11 protein-coding genes, 1 tRNA gene and 1 pseudogene are annotated in these 16,961 nt (G+C 75.8%); 8 read left to right on the top strand and 5 right to left on the bottom strand.

The genetic code is table 11. The features are described 5' to 3' along the window. Window positions 1-184: 184 nt before the first annotated feature. The 7 genes and pseudogenes from ACZ58X_RS19490 (at window position 185) to ACZ58X_RS19460 (ending at window position 7,107) form a co-directional block, all read left to right on the top strand. Window positions 185-829 (top strand): class I SAM-dependent methyltransferase, encoded by a 645-nt coding sequence (locus tag ACZ58X_RS19490; RefSeq protein ID WP_470334848.1) that lies wholly within the window; start codon window positions 185-187, stop codon window positions 827-829. Then, a complete protein-coding gene (locus ACZ58X_RS19485) occupies window positions 826-1,410 on the top strand; it encodes a TrmH family RNA methyltransferase (protein ID WP_470334847.1) in 585 nt (194 codons plus the stop codon). The genes ACZ58X_RS19490 and ACZ58X_RS19485 overlap by 4 nt, the downstream gene beginning before the upstream one ends. Window positions 1,411-1,530: 120 nt before the next feature. Then, a complete protein-coding gene (locus ACZ58X_RS19480; protein ID WP_470334846.1) occupies window positions 1,531-2,472 on the top strand; it encodes an ABC transporter ATP-binding protein in 942 nt (313 codons plus the stop codon). Then, a complete protein-coding gene (locus ACZ58X_RS19475; RefSeq protein ID WP_470334845.1) occupies window positions 2,466-4,091 on the top strand; it encodes a hypothetical protein in 1,626 nt (541 codons plus the stop codon). The genes ACZ58X_RS19480 and ACZ58X_RS19475 overlap by 7 nt, the downstream gene beginning before the upstream one ends. 236 nt (window positions 4,092-4,327) lie before the next feature. Then, the gene (locus ACZ58X_RS19470) at window positions 4,328-4,882 is read left to right on the top strand and encodes a hypothetical protein (protein ID WP_470334844.1); all 555 of its coding nucleotides are present in this window, start codon (window positions 4,328-4,330) and stop codon (window positions 4,880-4,882) included. Window positions 4,883-5,044: 162 nt separating this feature from the next. Continuing rightward, window positions 5,045-5,275 (top strand): annotated as a pseudogene (locus tag ACZ58X_RS19465) (SDR family oxidoreductase); the annotation flags it as partial. A gap of 110 nt (window positions 5,276-5,385) precedes the next feature. Further along, a complete protein-coding gene (locus ACZ58X_RS19460; protein WP_470334843.1) occupies window positions 5,386-7,107 on the top strand; it encodes a phytoene desaturase family protein in 1,722 nt (573 codons plus the stop codon). 248 nt (window positions 7,108-7,355) lie between these two features. On the opposite strand, the gene ACZ58X_RS19455 is transcribed toward ACZ58X_RS19460, so the two are convergent. Continuing rightward, window positions 7,356-7,429 (bottom strand) — tRNA-Thr (locus ACZ58X_RS19455). Between the two features lie 194 nt (window positions 7,430-7,623). On the opposite strand from ACZ58X_RS19455, the gene leuE reads away from it, so the two are divergent. Continuing rightward, entirely contained in the window at window positions 7,624-8,280 is a 657-nt protein-coding gene (gene leuE, locus ACZ58X_RS19450) for a leucine efflux protein LeuE (RefSeq protein ID WP_470334842.1), read from the top strand. 17 nt (window positions 8,281-8,297) lie between these two features. On the opposite strand, the gene ACZ58X_RS19445 is transcribed toward leuE, so the two are convergent. From ACZ58X_RS19445 to tmk, 4 genes are all read right to left on the bottom strand, one after another. Next, entirely contained in the window at window positions 8,298-9,995 is a 1,698-nt protein-coding gene (locus ACZ58X_RS19445; RefSeq protein ID WP_470334841.1) for an alpha/beta hydrolase, read from the bottom strand. A 218-nt stretch (window positions 9,996-10,213) separates the two neighbouring features. Beyond that, window positions 10,214-11,428 carry a hypothetical protein gene (locus ACZ58X_RS19440; RefSeq protein ID WP_470334840.1) on the bottom strand — a complete coding sequence of 405 codons (1,215 nt, stop codon included), beginning with the start codon at window positions 11,426-11,428 and terminating at the stop codon, window positions 10,214-10,216. A gap of 358 nt (window positions 11,429-11,786) precedes the next feature. After that, on the bottom strand, window positions 11,787-12,998 hold the full coding sequence (locus ACZ58X_RS19435) for a DNA polymerase III subunit delta' (RefSeq protein ID WP_470334967.1): 1,212 nt from the start codon (window positions 12,996-12,998) through the stop codon (window positions 11,787-11,789). 332 nt (window positions 12,999-13,330) lie between these two features. Then, window positions 13,331-16,768 (bottom strand): dTMP kinase, encoded by a 3,438-nt coding sequence (gene tmk, locus ACZ58X_RS19430; protein WP_470334839.1) that lies wholly within the window; start codon window positions 16,766-16,768, stop codon window positions 13,331-13,333. Between the last annotated feature and the right edge of the window lie 193 nt (window positions 16,769-16,961).

Below are 16,961 nucleotides of genomic sequence, written 5' to 3'. Positions count from 1 at the left end.
GACCGGGCCCCCTCCGGCGGGGCCCCGCCGGGCCCGTCCCGCCGGGCCGGGCGGAACGCCCCGCAGGCCGCCGGGGGTACGATCGGTGCCGTACCCAGGGCCGTCCCGCACCCACCCGGTGGGCCCCGAGGCCCATCCGCACGACGGCCTGACAACGACGGCCCTTACGAACGACGGGGATCCCATGTCCGGCTCGCACTACTTCTCCAGTGCGCCCGAGGTCGCCAGCGAGCGCCGGCCGATCACGGTCTCGCTCCCGGACCTGACCCTCGAACTCACCACCGACGCAGGGGTGTTCTCGCACGGTCGGCTCGACCAGGGCACCCGGGTCCTGCTGGAGCACGCCCCACAGCCACGGGTCCGCGGCCCGATCCTGGACATCGGCTGCGGCTACGGCCCGATCGCGCTGACCTGGGCGAGCCGCCGCAAGCGGCTCCCGGTGTGGGCGGTGGACGTGAACGAGCGCGCGCTGGAGCTGGTCCGGCTGAACGCGGAGGCGCTGCGGCTGGGCAACGTCCAGGCCGCGCTGCCGGACGAGGTCCCCGAGGACCTCCGGTTCGCCACCATCTACTCCAACCCGCCGATCCGGATCGGCAAGGCGGAGCTGCGCGGGCTGCTGACCCACTGGCTCGGCCGGCTGACCCCGGACGGCTCGGCGTTCCTCGTGGTGCAGAAGCACCTCGGCTCGGACTCGCTGCAGAAGTGGCTCAACGAGCAGGGCCACCCGACCTCCCGGGTCACGTCGGTCAACGGGTTCCGGATTCTGGAAGCGCGGCCCCGCCCCGAAGCGGGCGAGGGCACCGAGAGTGGACGGGGAACGACGTCGTGAAGCAGCTGCGCGGGACCGAATTGAAGCGACTGCACCGCACCTGGCGGCGCAGCAACGAGTTCCGGCTCGCGATGATCCTGGAGAACCTGCAGTCGCCGTTCAACGTCGGTTCGGTGGTGCGCACCGGGGCGGCCATGGGCGCCGAGAAGCTGTACCTGACCGGGGACACCCCGTCGGTGCGCTCGTCCGGCGCGCAGAAGGCCGCGATGGGCACCGACAAGTACGTGAAGGTGGAGCACTTCCCGACCGTCGCCGAGGCGGTCGCGGCCGCGAAGGCCGACGGCTTCAAGGTGGTCGGGCTGGAGCTGGCGGACGACGCGGTGCCGATGTTCGCCGCCGGGCTGACCCCGGCCGTGGCCTTCGTGCTGGGGCACGAGGACCGCGGGATCACGCCCGAGGCGCTGGCGCTCTGCGACCAGGTGGTGTTCGTGCCGCAGCTGGGCCGGGTCGGCTCGCTGAACGTCTCGGCGGCCGCGACGGTGGCCTGCTACGAGGCGCGCCGGCAGGGATACGCGATCAGCGGCACCCCGGACGGGAGTGACGCCGGGGACCTCGGGGGCGACTTCGGCGACGAGGACTGACATCTGATCCGCCATCAGATGGCCGGAGGGGTGTGCCGAACGGCACACCCCTCCGGCGTTCTCCGACGTGATCCGGCGTGATCCGGCGCCGGAAGCCGCCGGATATCTGCCGAACGGCAGATGTGCGGGCGCGGCCCGGGCGGAAGCATTCGGGACGTGACCGAACTCCAGATCATCGACCTCACCAAGGAGTACCGCGGCGGCAGACGCGCGGTCGACTCCTTCTCGCTGACGCTCCGGCCCGGCGTGCTCGGCCTGCTCGGCGCCAACGGCGCCGGCAAGTCGACCCTGATGCGCATCCTGGCCACGGTCACCCGGCCCACCTCGGGGCGGGTGCTGTGGGAGGGGGTGGACATCACCCGCCGGCCCGGGCCGCTGCGCCGCGCCGTCGGCTACCTGCCGCAGGACTTCGGCGTCTACCCGCAGCTCACCGCCCGCGAGTTCCTCGCCTACCTGGCCGCCGCCAAGGGGCTGCGGCGGCGCTTCGCCGCGGCCCGGATCGAGCAGCTCCTCGACCTGGTCAACCTCACCGGCGCGGCCGGGCAGCGGCTGGGCGCGATGTCCGGCGGGATGCGCCAGCGGGTCGGCATCGCCCAGGCGCTGCTCAACGACCCGGCGCTGCTGATCGTGGACGAGCCCACGGTCGGCCTCGACCCGGAGGAGCGGCTGCGCTTCGGCAGCCTGCTCAGCGGGCTGGGCGCCGACCGGATCGTCGTGCTGTCCACCCACATCGTCCCGGACGTCGCCGCCACCGCCGACCGGATCGCGGTGATGGGCGCCGGCCGGCTGCTGCACCACGGCAGCCCGGAGGAACTGCTGCGCGGGGCCGAGGGCGCGGTCTGGGAGCTGACCGTCACCGCGGCCGGGCTGCCGGCACTGCGCTCGCGGTTCCCGGTCGGCGGCACCACCCGCACCCCGGAGGGCGTCCGGGCCCGGGTGCTCTCCCGGCACGCGCCCGCGCCCGGGGCGCAGCCCGTACCGCCCCGGCTGGAGGACGCCTACCTGCTGCTCACCGCCGACCGGGCGGTGCCCGGGCGGCCGGAGGCGGTGAGGGCGTGGTGACGCGCATCGGGGCGCTGGCCCTGGCCGACTTCCGGGAGCGTCGGCGCCGGCCCGGCTACCTGGTGGTACTGCTCGGCACGCTCGCGCTCGGGCTGCTCGCCGCGCCGGTGGGCGACTCCCGCTGGGAGGTGTTCCAGGTGACCGACCTGCACGGCCGGTACACCAGCGGTTACGTGGGGACGGTCACGGCGCTCGGCGGCGCGGTCTGGCTCTCACTGGCCGGCTTCGGGATCGCCCGGGGCAGCATCGGGCGGGACGAGCTCAGCGGCGTCGGCCGGCTGCTCGCCGCCACCCCGTTGAGCCGGACGGGCTACCTGGCGGGCAAGTTCGTCAGCAACCTGCTGCTGTTCGGCTCGATGCTGCTCGCGCTGGCCGGGACGGCGCTCGCGGTGCAGCTGGTCAAGGGCGACTCCGGCCGGGTGGACGCGGTCCGGCTGCTGCTGCCGTACGTCCTGATCACGCTGCCGCTGCTGGCGGCGGTGGCCGGGTGCGCGGTGCTCTTCGACACCGTGCCCGGGCTGCGCGCCGGACTGGGGGCGGCGGTCTGGTTCGCGGTCTGGCTGGTGACGGTGCTGGGCGCGCAGGCCGGCGGCGGGCCGGATCTGCTGGGCATGCGGCGGATCACCGCCTCGATCCGGGAGTCGCTCGCGGCGGGCGGGCGGCCGGTCTCCGGGGTGGAGTTCGGCGTGGGCCTGACGGCGGACAACCGGGTGCTCGGCACCTTCGACTGGCCCGGGCTCGGACCGGGCGAGGCGGGCGGACCAGCGGCCACGGGGGTGCTGCTGGTCGGCGCGGCGGTGGGGATCGCGCTGGTCGGGGCGCTCTGGTTCCGGCGCTTCGACGCGGATCCGGCCCGGCGGGGCATCCGGCCGGTGCGGCCGAGCGGAGCGGGCGCGCCGGCCGGAGCGCCGACCGGAGCGAGCGGCCCGGGCATGGCGGGCGGTCCGGGCGGGGGCGCGGCGGTGTCCCCGCCCGGACCAGCCGGCTTCGCCCTGGACCAGGCCCGGTCGGCCGCTCCCCGGCAGGGGCGGATCGGCTTCGACGCGATGCTCGGCGAGCTGCGGCTCCTGGTGCGGGGGCAGCGGCTCTGGTGGGCCGGGGCGGCCCTGCTCGCGGTGGCCGCGGCGGCCGTCGCACCGGACGGCCCGAGCCACCCGGTGCTCCCGCTCGCGGTGCTCTGGCCGCTGCTGCTCTGGGCCCGGATGGGCCACCGGGCCGACGGCGGCAGCACCGAGCAGTTGCTCGCCGCCTGCCCGTCCCCGCTGCGCCGGGGGCTGGCCGGGCTGCTCGCCGGGATCGTCCCGGCGCTGGCGGTGACGGCCGTGCCGGCGCTGCGGCTGGCCGCCGCCGGGCAGTCCCGGGCGGCGCTGGGGGCCGTGGCGGGCGCGCTGCTGGTGCCCGCCCTGGCGCTGCTCTGCGGCAGCCTCAGCCGGGGGCCCCGGCTGTTCCAGACCGTCTACCCGATGCTCTGGTACGGGATGGTCAACCACGTCTCCGGGCTGGACTTCCTGGGCCTCTCCGGGGGTCGCGCCCCGGCCCCGGCGGCGGTCGCGGGGCTGGCCGCCGCACTGGCCGCGGCCGCGCTCGCCCTGGAGGCGATACGCCGGGCCGTGCGGTGACGCCCGTACGGTCACGCCCGTAAACGGCGGGCGCGTAAGGGCGGGCACGTAAGGGCGGGCCCTTGCGGCGGTGCGGGGCGGCGTGGCCGGGCGGTGCGCCGTACGGACGAGGGGCGGTTCCCCCGGCGGGGGGAGCCGGTCCCTCCCCGCGGCGGAGGCCTCGACCGTTGGTGGGCTGGGAGTTTGGAGGTGTCGGGCGAACGCCCGGCATCCGCCGAGAATCCCGAGGATCGACCATGCGCAAGCTCACCGCCGCCGTCGCGCTCGCCACCGCCGTCACGGCCCTCGCCGCCGGGACTACGGGCACCGCCGCGGCCGCGCCCGCATCCGCTGCCGCGCCGGCCCGACACCTCGCCCTGCACGGCTGGACGCTGCTCAACGAGCACGGTCCGGGCCCCAACCCGGGCGAGCGGCTCACCGCGCAGGTCAGCGCCCGTACGGTCGACGGCCGCGCCCGGGGGCACGCCGTGGTGCAGCACGTGTTCGAGAAGGACGGCACCATCCGGGCCGAGTTCGACGTCGACTGCCTGACCGTCGACGGGACGGGGGCCGTCACGGTGACCGGGCCGGTCTCCCGGATGGTGCTCACCCCGCTCGGCGGCGAGCCCCGGCCCTTCGAGCCCGGGCAGCACCCCGAGGCGGGCCTGACCTTCTACCCGGCCGACGGGCAGGGCGAGCGCCGGGTCGGCTGGCAACGGACCGATCCCGCGATGCACACCGAGGTCACCGAGTGCGGCACCGTCCCGGCCGGCCTCTGGGTGATCGGGGGCGGCACCGTCCTGCACCGGTAGCGGCCGGGGCCGGAGACGGCCGGTCCGGCGTCGGCCGAGCGTCAGCGCCGCGCGCCGGCAACGTGGGCATGACGTCGATCACGACCGTCTCCAGCCACCTTCCCGACACCATCCCGACACCATCTCGATCGCCCCACCGGACTGGCCGTCAATCTGTCGTCAGTGTCCGGGATTTACGGTAGCGTCGGCCGCGCCAACTGTGCCGCCTCGAAGGCGGGGATCACCGGCTTCACCGATTCCCTCGCCAAGGAGTGCGGCCCGCGCGGCGTGCGAGCCAACGTGGTCGCCCCGGGCCTGATCGCGACCGACACGGTCGGCGGGATGTCCGGGGCAGCGCTGGAGCGGATGCCGGGGGACGTTGCGCTCGGGCGGGTCGGCAAGCCGGAGGAGGTCGCTGATCCGGTCTCCTTCCTGCTGTCCGACCGGGCGGCGCACATCAGCGGGTCGGTCATTCGACATCCACGGCGGCGGCACGTTCTGATGGTCCGACGAGTGGGGCGGGAATGCGGGAAGTGCAGGGTCCGACGGCCGGGGGCGGCAGAGACCACTACGACGCGATCGTGGTCGGCAGCGGCCTCGGCGGGCTGGTCAGCGCGGCCTACCTGGCCGCCGACGGGCGCAGTGTGCTCGTCCTCGAACAGCACGACGTGGCCGGCGGCAACGCCCACGTCTTCCGCCGCCGGCGCAAGTACGAGTTCGACGTCGGCACCCACTACCTCGGCGACTGCGGGCCGGACGGCATCTTCCCCGCGATCCTGTCCGGACTCGGCGTCCGCGACCGGGTGACCTTCCGCCCGATGGACAACGAGCAGGGCTTCGACCGGATCATCACCCCCACCGCCACCCTGGACGTGCCGGCCGGCTGGACCGGCTACCGGGACCGGCTGCGCGCGGCGCTGCCCGAGGAAGCCGAGGGCGTCGACCGCTTCGTCCACCTCGCCGAGACGGTGGCCGGAGCCACCCGGGAGGCCCTGCTCGGCCGCCCCATGGTCGACCTGTTCCGCCAGTACCCGGACACCATGCGCTGGGCCCGCCGGGCCCGGACCCTCGCCGAGGCCCTGGACCACTGCGGCCTCTCCCCCAAGGCCCGCACCCTGCTCGCCGCCCAGGCCGGCAACTACGGCACCATGCCGGACGGCATCACCTTCGCCGAGCACGCCGCGATGCTCGACCACTACCTGCGCGGCGCCTACTACCCGGAGGGCGGCGGGCAGGTCCTGGTCGCCGCCTTCGTCGAGGCCCTGGAGTCGTACGGCGGCGAACTGCGCACCCGCTGCGAGGTGCGCCGCATCCTGATCGAGGAGGGGCGCGCCACCGGCGTCGAACTCACCGACGGCACCCGGATCTCCGCCCCCCTGGTGATCTCCAACGCCGACTACCGCCGCACCGTGCTCGACCTGTGCGGCGGCGAACTGGCCTTCCCCGCCGACCTGGTCGACCGCACCCGCGCCGCCACCATGCGCGGCGCCCTGGTCGCCGTGTACATCGCCCTCGACACCGAGCTGCCCGGCCTGCCCAACGCCAACCTCTGGTGGCACGGCAGCGACGACATGGAGGCCGCGCACGCCGCCATGATCGAACGCTGGGAACGCGACCGCACGGTGGACTCGATACCCCAGCTGATGTTCTCCTTCGCCTCCCGCAAGGACCCGGACGCCGCCGCGGTCTGCCCGCCCGGCCACTCCAACTTCCAGCTGCTCACCCTCTGCCCGCCCGGCTACGACTTCTGGGGCGTCCGCAGCGGCCCGGTGGACGGCGAGCCCTACCGCCGCGACGCCGCCTACCAGGCCCGCAAGCGGCAGTTCACCGACCTGATGGTGACCGCCGCCGAGAAGGTGGTCGGCCCCTTCCGGGACCGCATCACCCACCTGGAAACGGCCACCCCGCTCAGCCACGAGCGCTACACCCGCAGCAGCGGCGGCACCCCGTACGGCATGGCCCGCTGGGGCAACGTCAGCCAGCGGCCCGACGTGCGCACCGACGTCGAGGGCCTCTACGTGGTCGGCCAGAGCACCCGCTTCGGCAGCGGCCTGAGCGCGGTCGCCACCAGCGGCATGGTCGCCGCCGGGCAGATCCTCGACCGCCCGCTGCTCACCGAGGCGGCCGCGGGCACCGTGCTCGGCGACCCGGCCAAACTCCCCGACCGCGGCCCCGACTGGGACCCACTCCTGGTCTCCCGCGGCCGCGCCCGACAGACCGCCAAGGGCCTCGCCCGAATCGGCTGAACCCCCCTCCCGCCTCCCAATACGTCGAACCCCTCTACACCCGCGAACTCCTCGCCAGCGGCGACCGCGGCGTCGGCTACATGCTCAAGGACCGCGTCACCAACGGCTCCCAGTTCCTCGACTCCACCCGCCGCGTCGCCGCCGCCGACAACCGCCGCGTCCTCGCCGTCCTCGCCCACCTCGACCGATAGCCCCCCACCAACGCGAAAGGCCCGGTCAGAGTCACTGACCGGGCCTTCCACCATCTGAGCCGCCTGCGGGATTCGAACCCGCGACCTACGCATTACGAGTGCGTTGCTCTGGCCAACTGAGCTAAGGCGGCACCGCTGCCACGTGTGGTGGCAACGCGGGTCAGTCTACACAGGTTTCGCAGGTGATCCGTAGCCGGGGCGGTGGGGCCGGGGTGGGGGTGCGGCAGGGGTGGGGCAGGGGCGGATGGTTTTCGCTTCAATCGATCGCCGGTGCGACGTTACGATGAGCGCCCCCTGCCAGCCCCTCCCCACTCCCGGAGCCACCGTGTTCGGTGTCAACGACCTGGCGACGTACGTCCTCGGCGCCCTCGTCATCATTCTGCTGCCCGGCCCCAACTCGCTGTACGTGCTGTCGGTCGCCGCCCGCAAGGGCGTCCGGACCGGGTACCGGGCCGCGGCGGGGGTGTTCGTCGGCGACCTCACGTTGATCAGCCTGACCTCGCTGGGGGCGGCCTCGCTGTTGAAGGCCAACCCGGCGGTGTTCGCGGTGGTGAAGTTCGGCGGTGCCGCGTACCTGCTGTGGATCGGGTTCGGGATGCTGCGGGCGGCCCGCCAGCTGTGGCGCGAGCGCCGGGCCGAGGCCGATCCGGCGGGCGGCGCGGAGGCGGTGGAGGAGGCGGGTGAGCGGCCGTTCCGGCGGGCACTGGTGATCAGCCTGCTGAACCCGAAGGCGATCTTGTTCCTGCTGTCGTTCTTCACCCAGTTCGTCGACCCGCACTACGGACAGCCGGTGCTCTCCTTCGCGCTGCTGGGCGGGATCCTGCAGAGTTTCAGCATGCTGTACCTCTCGCTGCTGATCTTCGCGGGCACCACGCTGGCCACGGCCTTCCGTCGCCGCCGGCGCCTGTCCGCGACCCTGACCAGCGGTGTCGCCGTCCTGTTCGCGGGCTTCGCCGCGAAGCTGGCGGTCTCCTCCGCCTGAGCGCAGGCCCGCCGGGGCTACCGGTCGCAGCGCTTGCCCTGTTCCGGCGCCTCCCCGGTGAGCAGGAAGCGGTTGACCGCGCCGTCGACGCAGCTGCTGCGCCGCCCGTACGCGGTGTGGCCGTCGCCGTCGTAGGTGAGCAGGCGGCCGGATTCCAGCTGTCCGGCCAGTGAGCGGGCCCACTCGTAGGGGGTGGCCGGGTCGCGGGTGGTGCCGATGACGACGATCGGGGCGGCGCCGGCGGCCCGGATGGTGTGGGCCGCGCCGGTGGCCCGGACGGGCCAGTAGGCGCAGGTCAGGGCCATCCAGGCCATGTCGCGGCCGAAGTGCGGCGAGGCGCGTTCGAAGTCCGGCACCGCCCGCTGGACGTCCTCGGGCGAGCGGAACGGCGCGGGCAGGTCGAGGCAGTTGACGGCCGTGTTGGCGAACATCAGGTTGGGGTAGGAGCCGTCCGCCTCGCGCCCGTAGTAGGCGTCGGAGAGCTTGAGCAGCCCGGTGCCGTCGCCGGCCTTGGCGTCGGTGAGCGCGGTGCGCAGCTTGGGCCACAGGAACTCGGCGTACATGGCCTGGACGACGCCGGTGGTGGCCTGGGCCTCGGTGAGCCGGCGCCCGTTGTCGGTGCTGGGCAGCGGGTGGGCGTGGACGGTCGCGAGCAGGGCGGTGAGCTGCTCGGCGACCTGCTGTTCGGTGCGGCCGAGCGGGCAGTCCTCGCGTTTGGCGCAGTCCTCGGCGAAGGCGGCCCAGGCGGTCTCGAACCCGCCGGCCTGGGTGCGGTTGCCGGTGACGGAGTCGAGCGCCGGGTCCATGGCGCCGTCCAGCACCACCCGCCCGACCCGGCTCGGGAACAGGCCCGCGTAGGTGGCGCCGAGGAAGGTGCCGTACGACTTTCCGACGAAGTTCAGCCGCTCGTCGCCGAGCAGGGCGCGCAGCACGTCCATGTCGCGGGCGGACTCGACGGTGCTGAGGTGGCCGAGCGCGGCCCCGGCCTGCCGGCGGCAGCCCTCGGCGAACTCCTTGTCGACGGCGACCAGCGCGTCGACCGCCCCCTGGTCGCCGGGAGCCAGGTCGGCGGCGGTGAAGGCGTCCATCCGCTCGCCGTTCAGGCAGCTGACCGGGTTGCTGCGGCCGACCCCGCGCGGGTCGAGGCCGACCAGGTCGTACCGGGCGCGCACCGTGCGGTCGTACGTCCCGGCGACGGCCTCCAGGTACTCGACCGCCGAGCCGCCGGGGCCGCCCGGGTTGAGCAGCAGCGAGCCCGCCCGGGAGGGGTCGCCGGGGTTGCCGGCGCCGCCGGGGTCGCCGGGGTCGCCGGGCAGGGCGGCGGCACGGGCGGCCGAGAGGGTGAGCTCACCGTCACCGGGGTGGTCGTAGTCCATCGGGACCCGGAAGGTGGCGCACTCGAAGCCGCCGTCGCAGGACTGCCAGGCCGGGTGCTGTGCGTAGTACGGCGCGAGCGCGGCGGGGACGGCTGCGGGCAGCGGCTCCAACGGGGTGGCCGCGACGCCGGCACCATCACCGCCGCCACCAGCACCATCGGCCCGCGCACCCGGCCCCGTCGAGTCGGAGGAGGCCTGTCCGGACGCACCGGACGCGCCGGACGCGCCGCTCCCACCGACCGGCCCCGAGGAACCCCGGCCGCATCCGCCCGCCGAAGCCGTCAGCAGCCCGACCGCGAGCACCACCGCGACCGCCCGCAACCGCGCGAAGCCCCTCATCCGCTTCCTCTCCACCCACCACTCCGGGACCACTACGAGCCTGCTCCGGGCCCACTCCTGGACGACTCCGAGCCCACTCCGGGACGGCTCCGGACCGCTCCGGACCGCTCCGGGAAACGCACGGGAACGACGAAACACCGCTGCCCGGCACCCACCCCGGGCACCGGGCAGCGTAACGCCGGCTCGGTCGGCGTCCACGACGCCTCGACCGGCGTCGCTCAGGACGCCTTGGTCAGCGTCTCGGCCAGGAACTGCGCCGCCTGACGGACCAGGCGCAGCCGCTGCCGGTCTGCCGAGTAGTCCTGCACGTTGTCCGAGATCCGCACCTCGGCCTTGGCCGCCGGGCCCGGAGCGGCCTTGAGCGAGGCCTGCAGCTTGCGGGCCGCGTCGAGCCCGGCGGCGTCGCCCTTGGCGGCGGCGAGCAGCAGCTTGGCCGCGCTGCCCGCCGGGGCCTCGGCGCCGGTCTGGGTGAGCGCGGCGGTGTCGTAGCGGCCGGAGACGGCGGCGGCCGCGCCGTACAGGTCCGGGCGGGAGAGCCCGGCCGCGGCGGCGCACGGCGCGCCGCCGTCGACCCCGAGGGTGCCCCAGGAGGCCGGGCCGGGCGGGAGGGTGCGGAAGGAGGCGGCGATGGTGGTGCGCAGGGCCGCGTCGTCGGCGACGGCGGCCGGGGCGGCGGCGACCAGTTCGCAGGGGTGCGCGGTGCCGTTCGGCGCCTCGGGGGCGACCAGGATGAACGGGCGGGCGCGGCCGGCCTGCAGGGCGGCGCCGACGCCCTCGAAGACGTCCGGGACCTCGGCGTCGGCGGTCTTGCGCGGGGTGGCGGCGTGCATCACGACGACCGGGAAGCGCGCGTTGGGCTCCTTGGCGTACTGCGCGGGCAGCCAGACCCGGACGTTGCGCGGCTTCCCGTCGGGGCCGAGCACCGCGGACTGCAGCAGCTCGCCGCCACCCGGGTGCCCGACGCTGTCGAAGCGGCTGACCACGGCGGGGGCGGCCGCCGGCCCCGTGGCACCCGACGCACCAGCACCCACACCTGACGCCGCCGCACCAGCACCCGCCGCCGCACCCGCCCCCGCGGCCGACTCGGTGGCGGCGGGCGGCACCGCCTGCTGCCGGCCCGCCGCCCCCGGTGCGGAGCCCGCCCAGGCCCCGGCGGCGGCCGCGCCGACGGCCGATTCGGTCCGGTCAGTCGGGGAGGTGCCGCGGCCCAGACCGCCGAACGCCCCGAGCGCGGTCAGCAGCGTCAACGCGGTGACGCACACCCCGCAGACCATCGCCCCGCCCGCCCGGACCAGCATCGGCCAGCGGTCGCCCGCCAGCTCGTAGGTCGCGGCGGACTGCAGGTCACGCCAGCGCTGGAGCGCACCGCGCGCCAACCAGAGTCCGCCGAGGGCGGCAGCCAGCAGGGGAATGACGAGGAGCGGACGAACCACGGAACGCACCACCTCGGGACGAGGGCCGGCGCCGGACCGGACCCGGTGCCGTGCGGGGGGCGACCGCTCCGGCGGCGGGCCCTCCCGACGGGGAGGACCGGGGTACGGCCGGGGCACAGTCGGCCCCCAGCGTGCACAACGGGCACGCCGTCACACGCGGGTGTGCCCGGCGAGTATCGCCCGTTCACTCGAAGGTGGGACGCCGGACCGACCCCAGGCGCCTCCGGGCGGCGTACGGGCCCTGCCCCACCACCGGCCGCACAGCCGCACAACCCGACAACCCGACAGCCGCACAGCCGCACAGCCGCACAGCCGGGCAACCCGACAACCCGACAACCACCCCCGGCCGGGACTCCCCTCAGCCCGCCCGCAGCGCCACCGTCATCGCCTCGACCGCGAGCAGCGGGTCCACGTTGCGGTCCAGCGCCACCCGGCAGGCGAGCACCGCCTCGATCCGGCGCAGGGTGTTCTCGGCCGTCCCGTCCTGGGCGACCCGGTTCAGCGCCTGCCGCTGGTCCTCGTTGGCGAGCGCACCGGTGGAGCCGAGCTGGATCGCCAGCACGTCCCGGTAGAACCCGAGCAGGTCGAGCAGCGCGACCCCGAGCGTCTCCCGGCGGGTGCGGGTGGCCCGGCTCTTCTGCCGCTTCTCCAGCTCCTTGACGGCCCCGGCCATGCCGCGCGGCGCCTTGCTGCCCTCGGCGGCGCCGTAGGCGGCCTTGAGGTCGTCGGTCTCCTTGGCGTCCTGGGTCTCGGCGAGGGCCTCGGCATCGGCCTTGGCGGTGTCGACCAGGCGCTGGGCGGCGGTCAGGCAGCCGCCGATGTCGGCGACCTCCAACGGGATCCGCAGCACCTCGGCCCGACGGGTGCGGGCCTGCTCGTCCACGGCGAGGCGGCGGGTGCGCTCGATGTCGCCCTGGCCGGCGAGCGCGGCGAGCCGGGCGGTCTCCGGGTCCACGCCGTCGCGGCCGACCAGCATGTCGGCGACCGCCTCGGCGGCGGGTGTGCGCAGCACCAGCAGGCGGCAGCGCGAGCGGATGGTCGGCAGCACGTCCTGGACGGAGGGGGCGCAGAGCAGCCAGACGGTGCGCGGGGACGGCTCCTCCACGCCCTTGAGCAGCGCGTTGGCGGCGGCCTCGGTGAGCCGGTGGGCGGCGTCCACCAGGATGACCGACCAGCGGCCGCCGGTCGGGTAGCTGGAGGCGCGCAGGACCAGGTCGCGCATGTCGCCGACGCCGATGGACAGGCCGTCCGTCCGCACGTACTTGACGTCGGCGTGGCTGCCGGCCAGCACGGTGTGGCAGCCGTCGCAGAACCCGCAGCCGGGCGTGCCGCCCAGCGCGAGGTCGGGGCTGGTGCACTGGAGGGCGGCGGCGAAGGCGCGGGCGGCGGTGACCTGCCCGGCGCCGGGCGGGCCGGTGAACAGCCAGGCGTGCGTCATCAGGGAGGCGTTCCCGCCCTGGTCGGCGGCGGCGCCGCGACCGGCCTCGACCGTCGCCCAGGCCGCCCGGGCCGCGGCGGTCAGCTGGTCGACCACCCGATCCTGGCCCACCAGGTCGTCCCAGACGGCCACAGCTGCTCCCAAGCTCCGTACGGCAGCGCGCCAGGCGCCGATTCCCCGCCGTCGAGCATACGTCTCCGCTCCGACAGCCACTGCTCCGTCCGAGGGGCACCGGGCCGCTCACGACGGCCGAACCGCCACCGAACCGTCACCGAACCAGCCGGACCGCAGGCGGACCCGGCCCGACCACGGGCGGAGCCAGCCCGACCACGGACGGCCCACACCCGGACCACAGCCGACAGCCGCGTACCCCCGGTACGACGACGGGCGGTGCCGCTCTGGGGGGCTCCCCCGGTACGACACCGCCCGTCCGTCGACCGGCCGTCAGGTGTCCCGGCCCGCGCTCAGCTGCGCCGGCCCCAGCGCCGGCCCTTGCCCTTGCCGCCGTCCTCGCCGCGGCCGTCCCCGCCACTGCGGCCGGAGTCGTCCCGGTCTCCGCCGTGGTCCCAGCGCGCCCACTCGTCCCGCGAGCCGAGCAGCGTGTCGGTGAGGCTCGGCAGGTCGTCCATCGGCGTCTCCTCGGCCCAGTCCGGCCTCGGCCGCTCGGCGGTGGACTGCGACTCGCCGACCTGCGGCCCTCCGGACTGCGGCTCCCCGGACTGCGGCACCACCGGCAGCTCCCGGGTGCTGTCCACCGGCTCGCCGGGACGCCCCGGACCGACCCGCGGCAGCACCGCGGTCTCGTCCACGGCGGGGACCCGCGGCAGCACGGCCGTCTCGTCCACCGTCGGCACCTTCGGCAGCACCGCGGTCTCGTCCACGGCCGGCACCTTCGGCAGCCGGGCGGTCGCCTCAGCCGCGTTCGCAGCGTTCGCACTGTTCGCAGCCTTCGCGGCCTCAGCCGCCTCCGCCGCCCGGACGGCCGCCTGCCGGTCGCGCAGCGTCAGCTCCCGCGTCGCCTCGTCGCCGAGGCCGTCCGCCGCGTCCCGGGGCGCGCTCCGAGGCGTGTCCCGGGGGTTGTCCCGAGGCGTGTCCCGAACCGCCCGAAGCTCCGCCGTCGCCGCATCCCCGGCAACCGGCGCACCGGCCTCACCGGCACCCGCAGCACCCGCAGCACCGGCCGCACCGGCCCGGTCCGAAGCCGTCTCCGCCGCCGCAGCCGCCGCCGCGAGCGCGGCGGCCTGCGCCAGCCGGGCCTCCTCGGCCCGCTGCAGCGCCTCCTCCGCCCGGCGCCGCTGCTCCTCGCGCGCCAGCTCCCGCTGCCGCTGGAGCTCGGCCTGGGCGGCCGCCTCGTCGGCGATCCGCTTCCGTTCGGCGGCCTCCGCCGCCAGCCGGGCCTCCTCCTCGGCCCGACGGCGAGCCTCTTCCTCCGCCCGGCGACGAGCCTCCTCCTCGGCCCGACGACGGGCTTCCTCCTCGGCCTTGCGCCGCGCCTCGGCGGCGACCCGCTCGGCCTCCTCCTTGGCGAGCCGCTCCTGCTCGGCCTGCTCGGCCCGCAGCTGCGCCAGCACCTCCTGGCGCTTGCGCTCGGCGGCCTCCTCCTCGGCCTTCTTGCGGGCCTCCTCGGCGGCGCGCCGCTCGGCCTCCTCCTTGGCCAGCCGCTCCTGCTCGGCGCGGGCGGCCTTCTCCTGCTCGGAGAGCGGCAGCTCGCGGTCGAGCCGGTGGCGGATGGCGGTGGTGACGAAGCCGGGGGCCTGGCTGCCGTCCACCACGAGGTAGCGCGCCGGGTCGGCGGCCGCGAGGGCGAGGAAGCCGGCCCGGACCCGCTGGTGGAACTCGGTGGGCTCGGACTCCAACCGGTCGAGCGCCTCGGTGAAGCGCTCCCGGGCCCGGGTGGGGTCGACGTCCAGCACCACGGTGAGGTCGGGCAGCAGCCCGCCGGTCGCCCAGCGGGAGATCCGGGCGACCTCGGTGGCGGCCAGGTCGCGCCCGGCGCCCTGGTAGGCGATGGAGGAGTCCATGTACCGGTCGGTGATCACCACGGCGCCGCGGGCGAGGGCCGGCCGGATGACGTTCTCGACGTGCTCGGCGCGGTCGGCCGCGTAGATCAGCGCCTCGGCGCGGTGCGACAGGCCGGTGTTGCCGACGTCCAGGACGAGGCCGCGCAGCCGCTGGCCGACCGGGCTGCCGCCGGGCTCACGGGTGAGCACGACCTCGTGCCCCTTGCCGCGGATCCACTCGGCGAGCGCCTGGGCCTGGGTGGACTTGCCCGCGCCGTCGCCGCCCTCCAGGGCGATGAAGAAGCCGGTGCCGGTGCCCCGGTACGGCACCGGGCCGCTGCCGCCGCGTACGGCGTCGACCAGGTCCCGGCCGAACGGCACGGTGCCGCGCCGGTCGTCGGTGCGCAGCAGCACGACGGCGGCGAGGACGAGGGTGAGCAGCCCGGCGGTGGCGACGGCGAGGGCGCCGCCGCCGTGGATGAAGGTGAACGAGCCGGGCTCGACGGTGCCGTACTCGACGTCCCCGTAACCGGCGGCGATCAGCGGGACGACGACCAGCGCGGCGGCGACCACGGCCCGCAGCACCGCGTACAGGTGCTCGGTGACCTTGGGCAGCCTGGCCTCCTCGACCTCCTGGGCGAGCAGGCCCCGCCCGGCGGAGACGACGATCCCGGCGGCCAGTCCGGCCAGCACGGTGAGCAGCAGGACCAGCACGAAGTCCAGCACCAAACCGGCCAGGATCAGCGCGACGCCCTCGGCGAGCAGCGCCAGCGCGAGCAGTCGGCGGCGGGAGAGCGAGGGCAGGGTGGCCCGGGTGAGCCGGGCGCCCAGCGCGGGGGCACCGGCCGCGGCGAGCACGATCAGGCCGTAGCCGATCGGCCCGGCCCGGTGCTCGGCGGCGGTAAGCAGTGCCAGGGCGGCGACGCCCGCCATCGAGGCGTAGCCGGCCGCGACGGCGAAGGTGAAGTACGGGGCGCTGCCGGTGCGGCCCTTGCTCAGGGCGGGGCCGGGGGCCGCGTCGGTGGGGGCCCGCAGGCCGGTCAGCGGCGAGTGCGGGGCGACGGCCACGGGGCCGCCGGGCAGCTGCTGGAGGTAGCCGCGGACGGCCGCGGCGGCGAACAGGCCGGCCGCGCCGAGCGCCGCGAAGGTCAGCTGGTGGGCGCGCAGCCAGTCCGAGCCGAGCGCCGCGCCGACGTTGTTGACCAGGGTGAACGCGACCAGGCCGACGGCGCCGAGCGGCACGGTGACCCAGCCGGTGAACCGGTCGATGCTCCGGACGGTGTCCAGGTTGGCGGCGGCCGGCCGCTGCTCGGCAGCCGGGGCGTACGGGTTGGCCGGCGGCAGCAGGCCGGGGACGGCGACGGCCCTGGCGATCCCCCGGACCCGTTCGGCCGCACCGGTGAGGAACACGGTGGCGAGCAGCACGTAGGTGGCCCCGCCGGAGGGCTTGGGGCCGGAGCCCAGCCAGACCGTCCACCAGGGCGCGAGCCCGATCAGCAGGGCGCTCAGCGCGTCGGAGCCGACCAGCGTCCAGCGCCGGTCGAGCTTGCCGGCGACCAGCTGGTGCACCGGCTCCAGCAGCGCCGCGCCGACCAGCCCGGTGGCCACCACCCGGGCGGCGAGGACCGCCGCCACGGCGAAGGCGAGGCTGCGCGGCAGGTCGCCGAGCTGCCCGCCCTGGGCGACGGCGATCACGGTGAGCGCGAGCAGCACCAGCAGCCCGAGCCGGTCGGCGGTACCGCCGATCAGCTGGGTGGTCCACAGGCGCCGGTAGGGCCTGGTCCGCAGCAGCGCCCGGGCCCGGTCCACCGGGGTTCCGGCGGGCGTGACCTCGGGCAGGTCGGGCCCGGTGGCTCCGGCGGCCGGGGCGGCACTGGGGGTGGGCTGCTCCTCGCTCGTCATACGGTCAGCGTAGCGGGCTGGGCTTTGCCCGATTGAGATGAACGGGGTTCCGGTTCGCCCTCATCACCGGCCTGTGACGATCCCTGCACAGAGCTCGGGCCCGCGCCCCCCGGGTGGGGGACGCGGGCCCGGTGCCGCCGTCGGGCTTCCGTGAGGCCGCCGTCCGGCTTCTGCCGGACTGCCGCCGGACTGC

The organism is Kitasatospora sp. NPDC040550 (assembly GCF_055594965.1).
The sequence above is the reverse complement of the archived record's forward strand: the minus strand, read 5'-3'. Positions and strand labels throughout refer to the sequence as shown.

Coding starts and splice junctions, on each gene's coding strand:
- ACZ58X_RS19470 (WP_470334844.1), top strand. CDS start 4,328: ATGCGCAAGCTCACCGCCGCCGTCGCGCTCGCCACCGCCGTCACGGCC.
- ACZ58X_RS19460 (WP_470334843.1), top strand. CDS start 5,386: ATGCGGGAAGTGCAGGGTCCGACGGCCGGGGGCGGCAGAGACCACTAC.
- tmk (WP_470334839.1), bottom strand. CDS start 16,768: ATGACGAGCGAGGAGCAGCCCACCCCCAGTGCCGCCCCGGCCGCCGGA.
- ACZ58X_RS19445 (WP_470334841.1), bottom strand. CDS start 9,995: ATGAGGGGCTTCGCGCGGTTGCGGGCGGTCGCGGTGGTGCTCGCGGTC.
- ACZ58X_RS19490 (WP_470334848.1), top strand. CDS start 185: ATGTCCGGCTCGCACTACTTCTCCAGTGCGCCCGAGGTCGCCAGCGAG.
- ACZ58X_RS19480 (WP_470334846.1), top strand. CDS start 1,531: ATGTGCGGGCGCGGCCCGGGCGGAAGCATTCGGGACGTGACCGAACTC.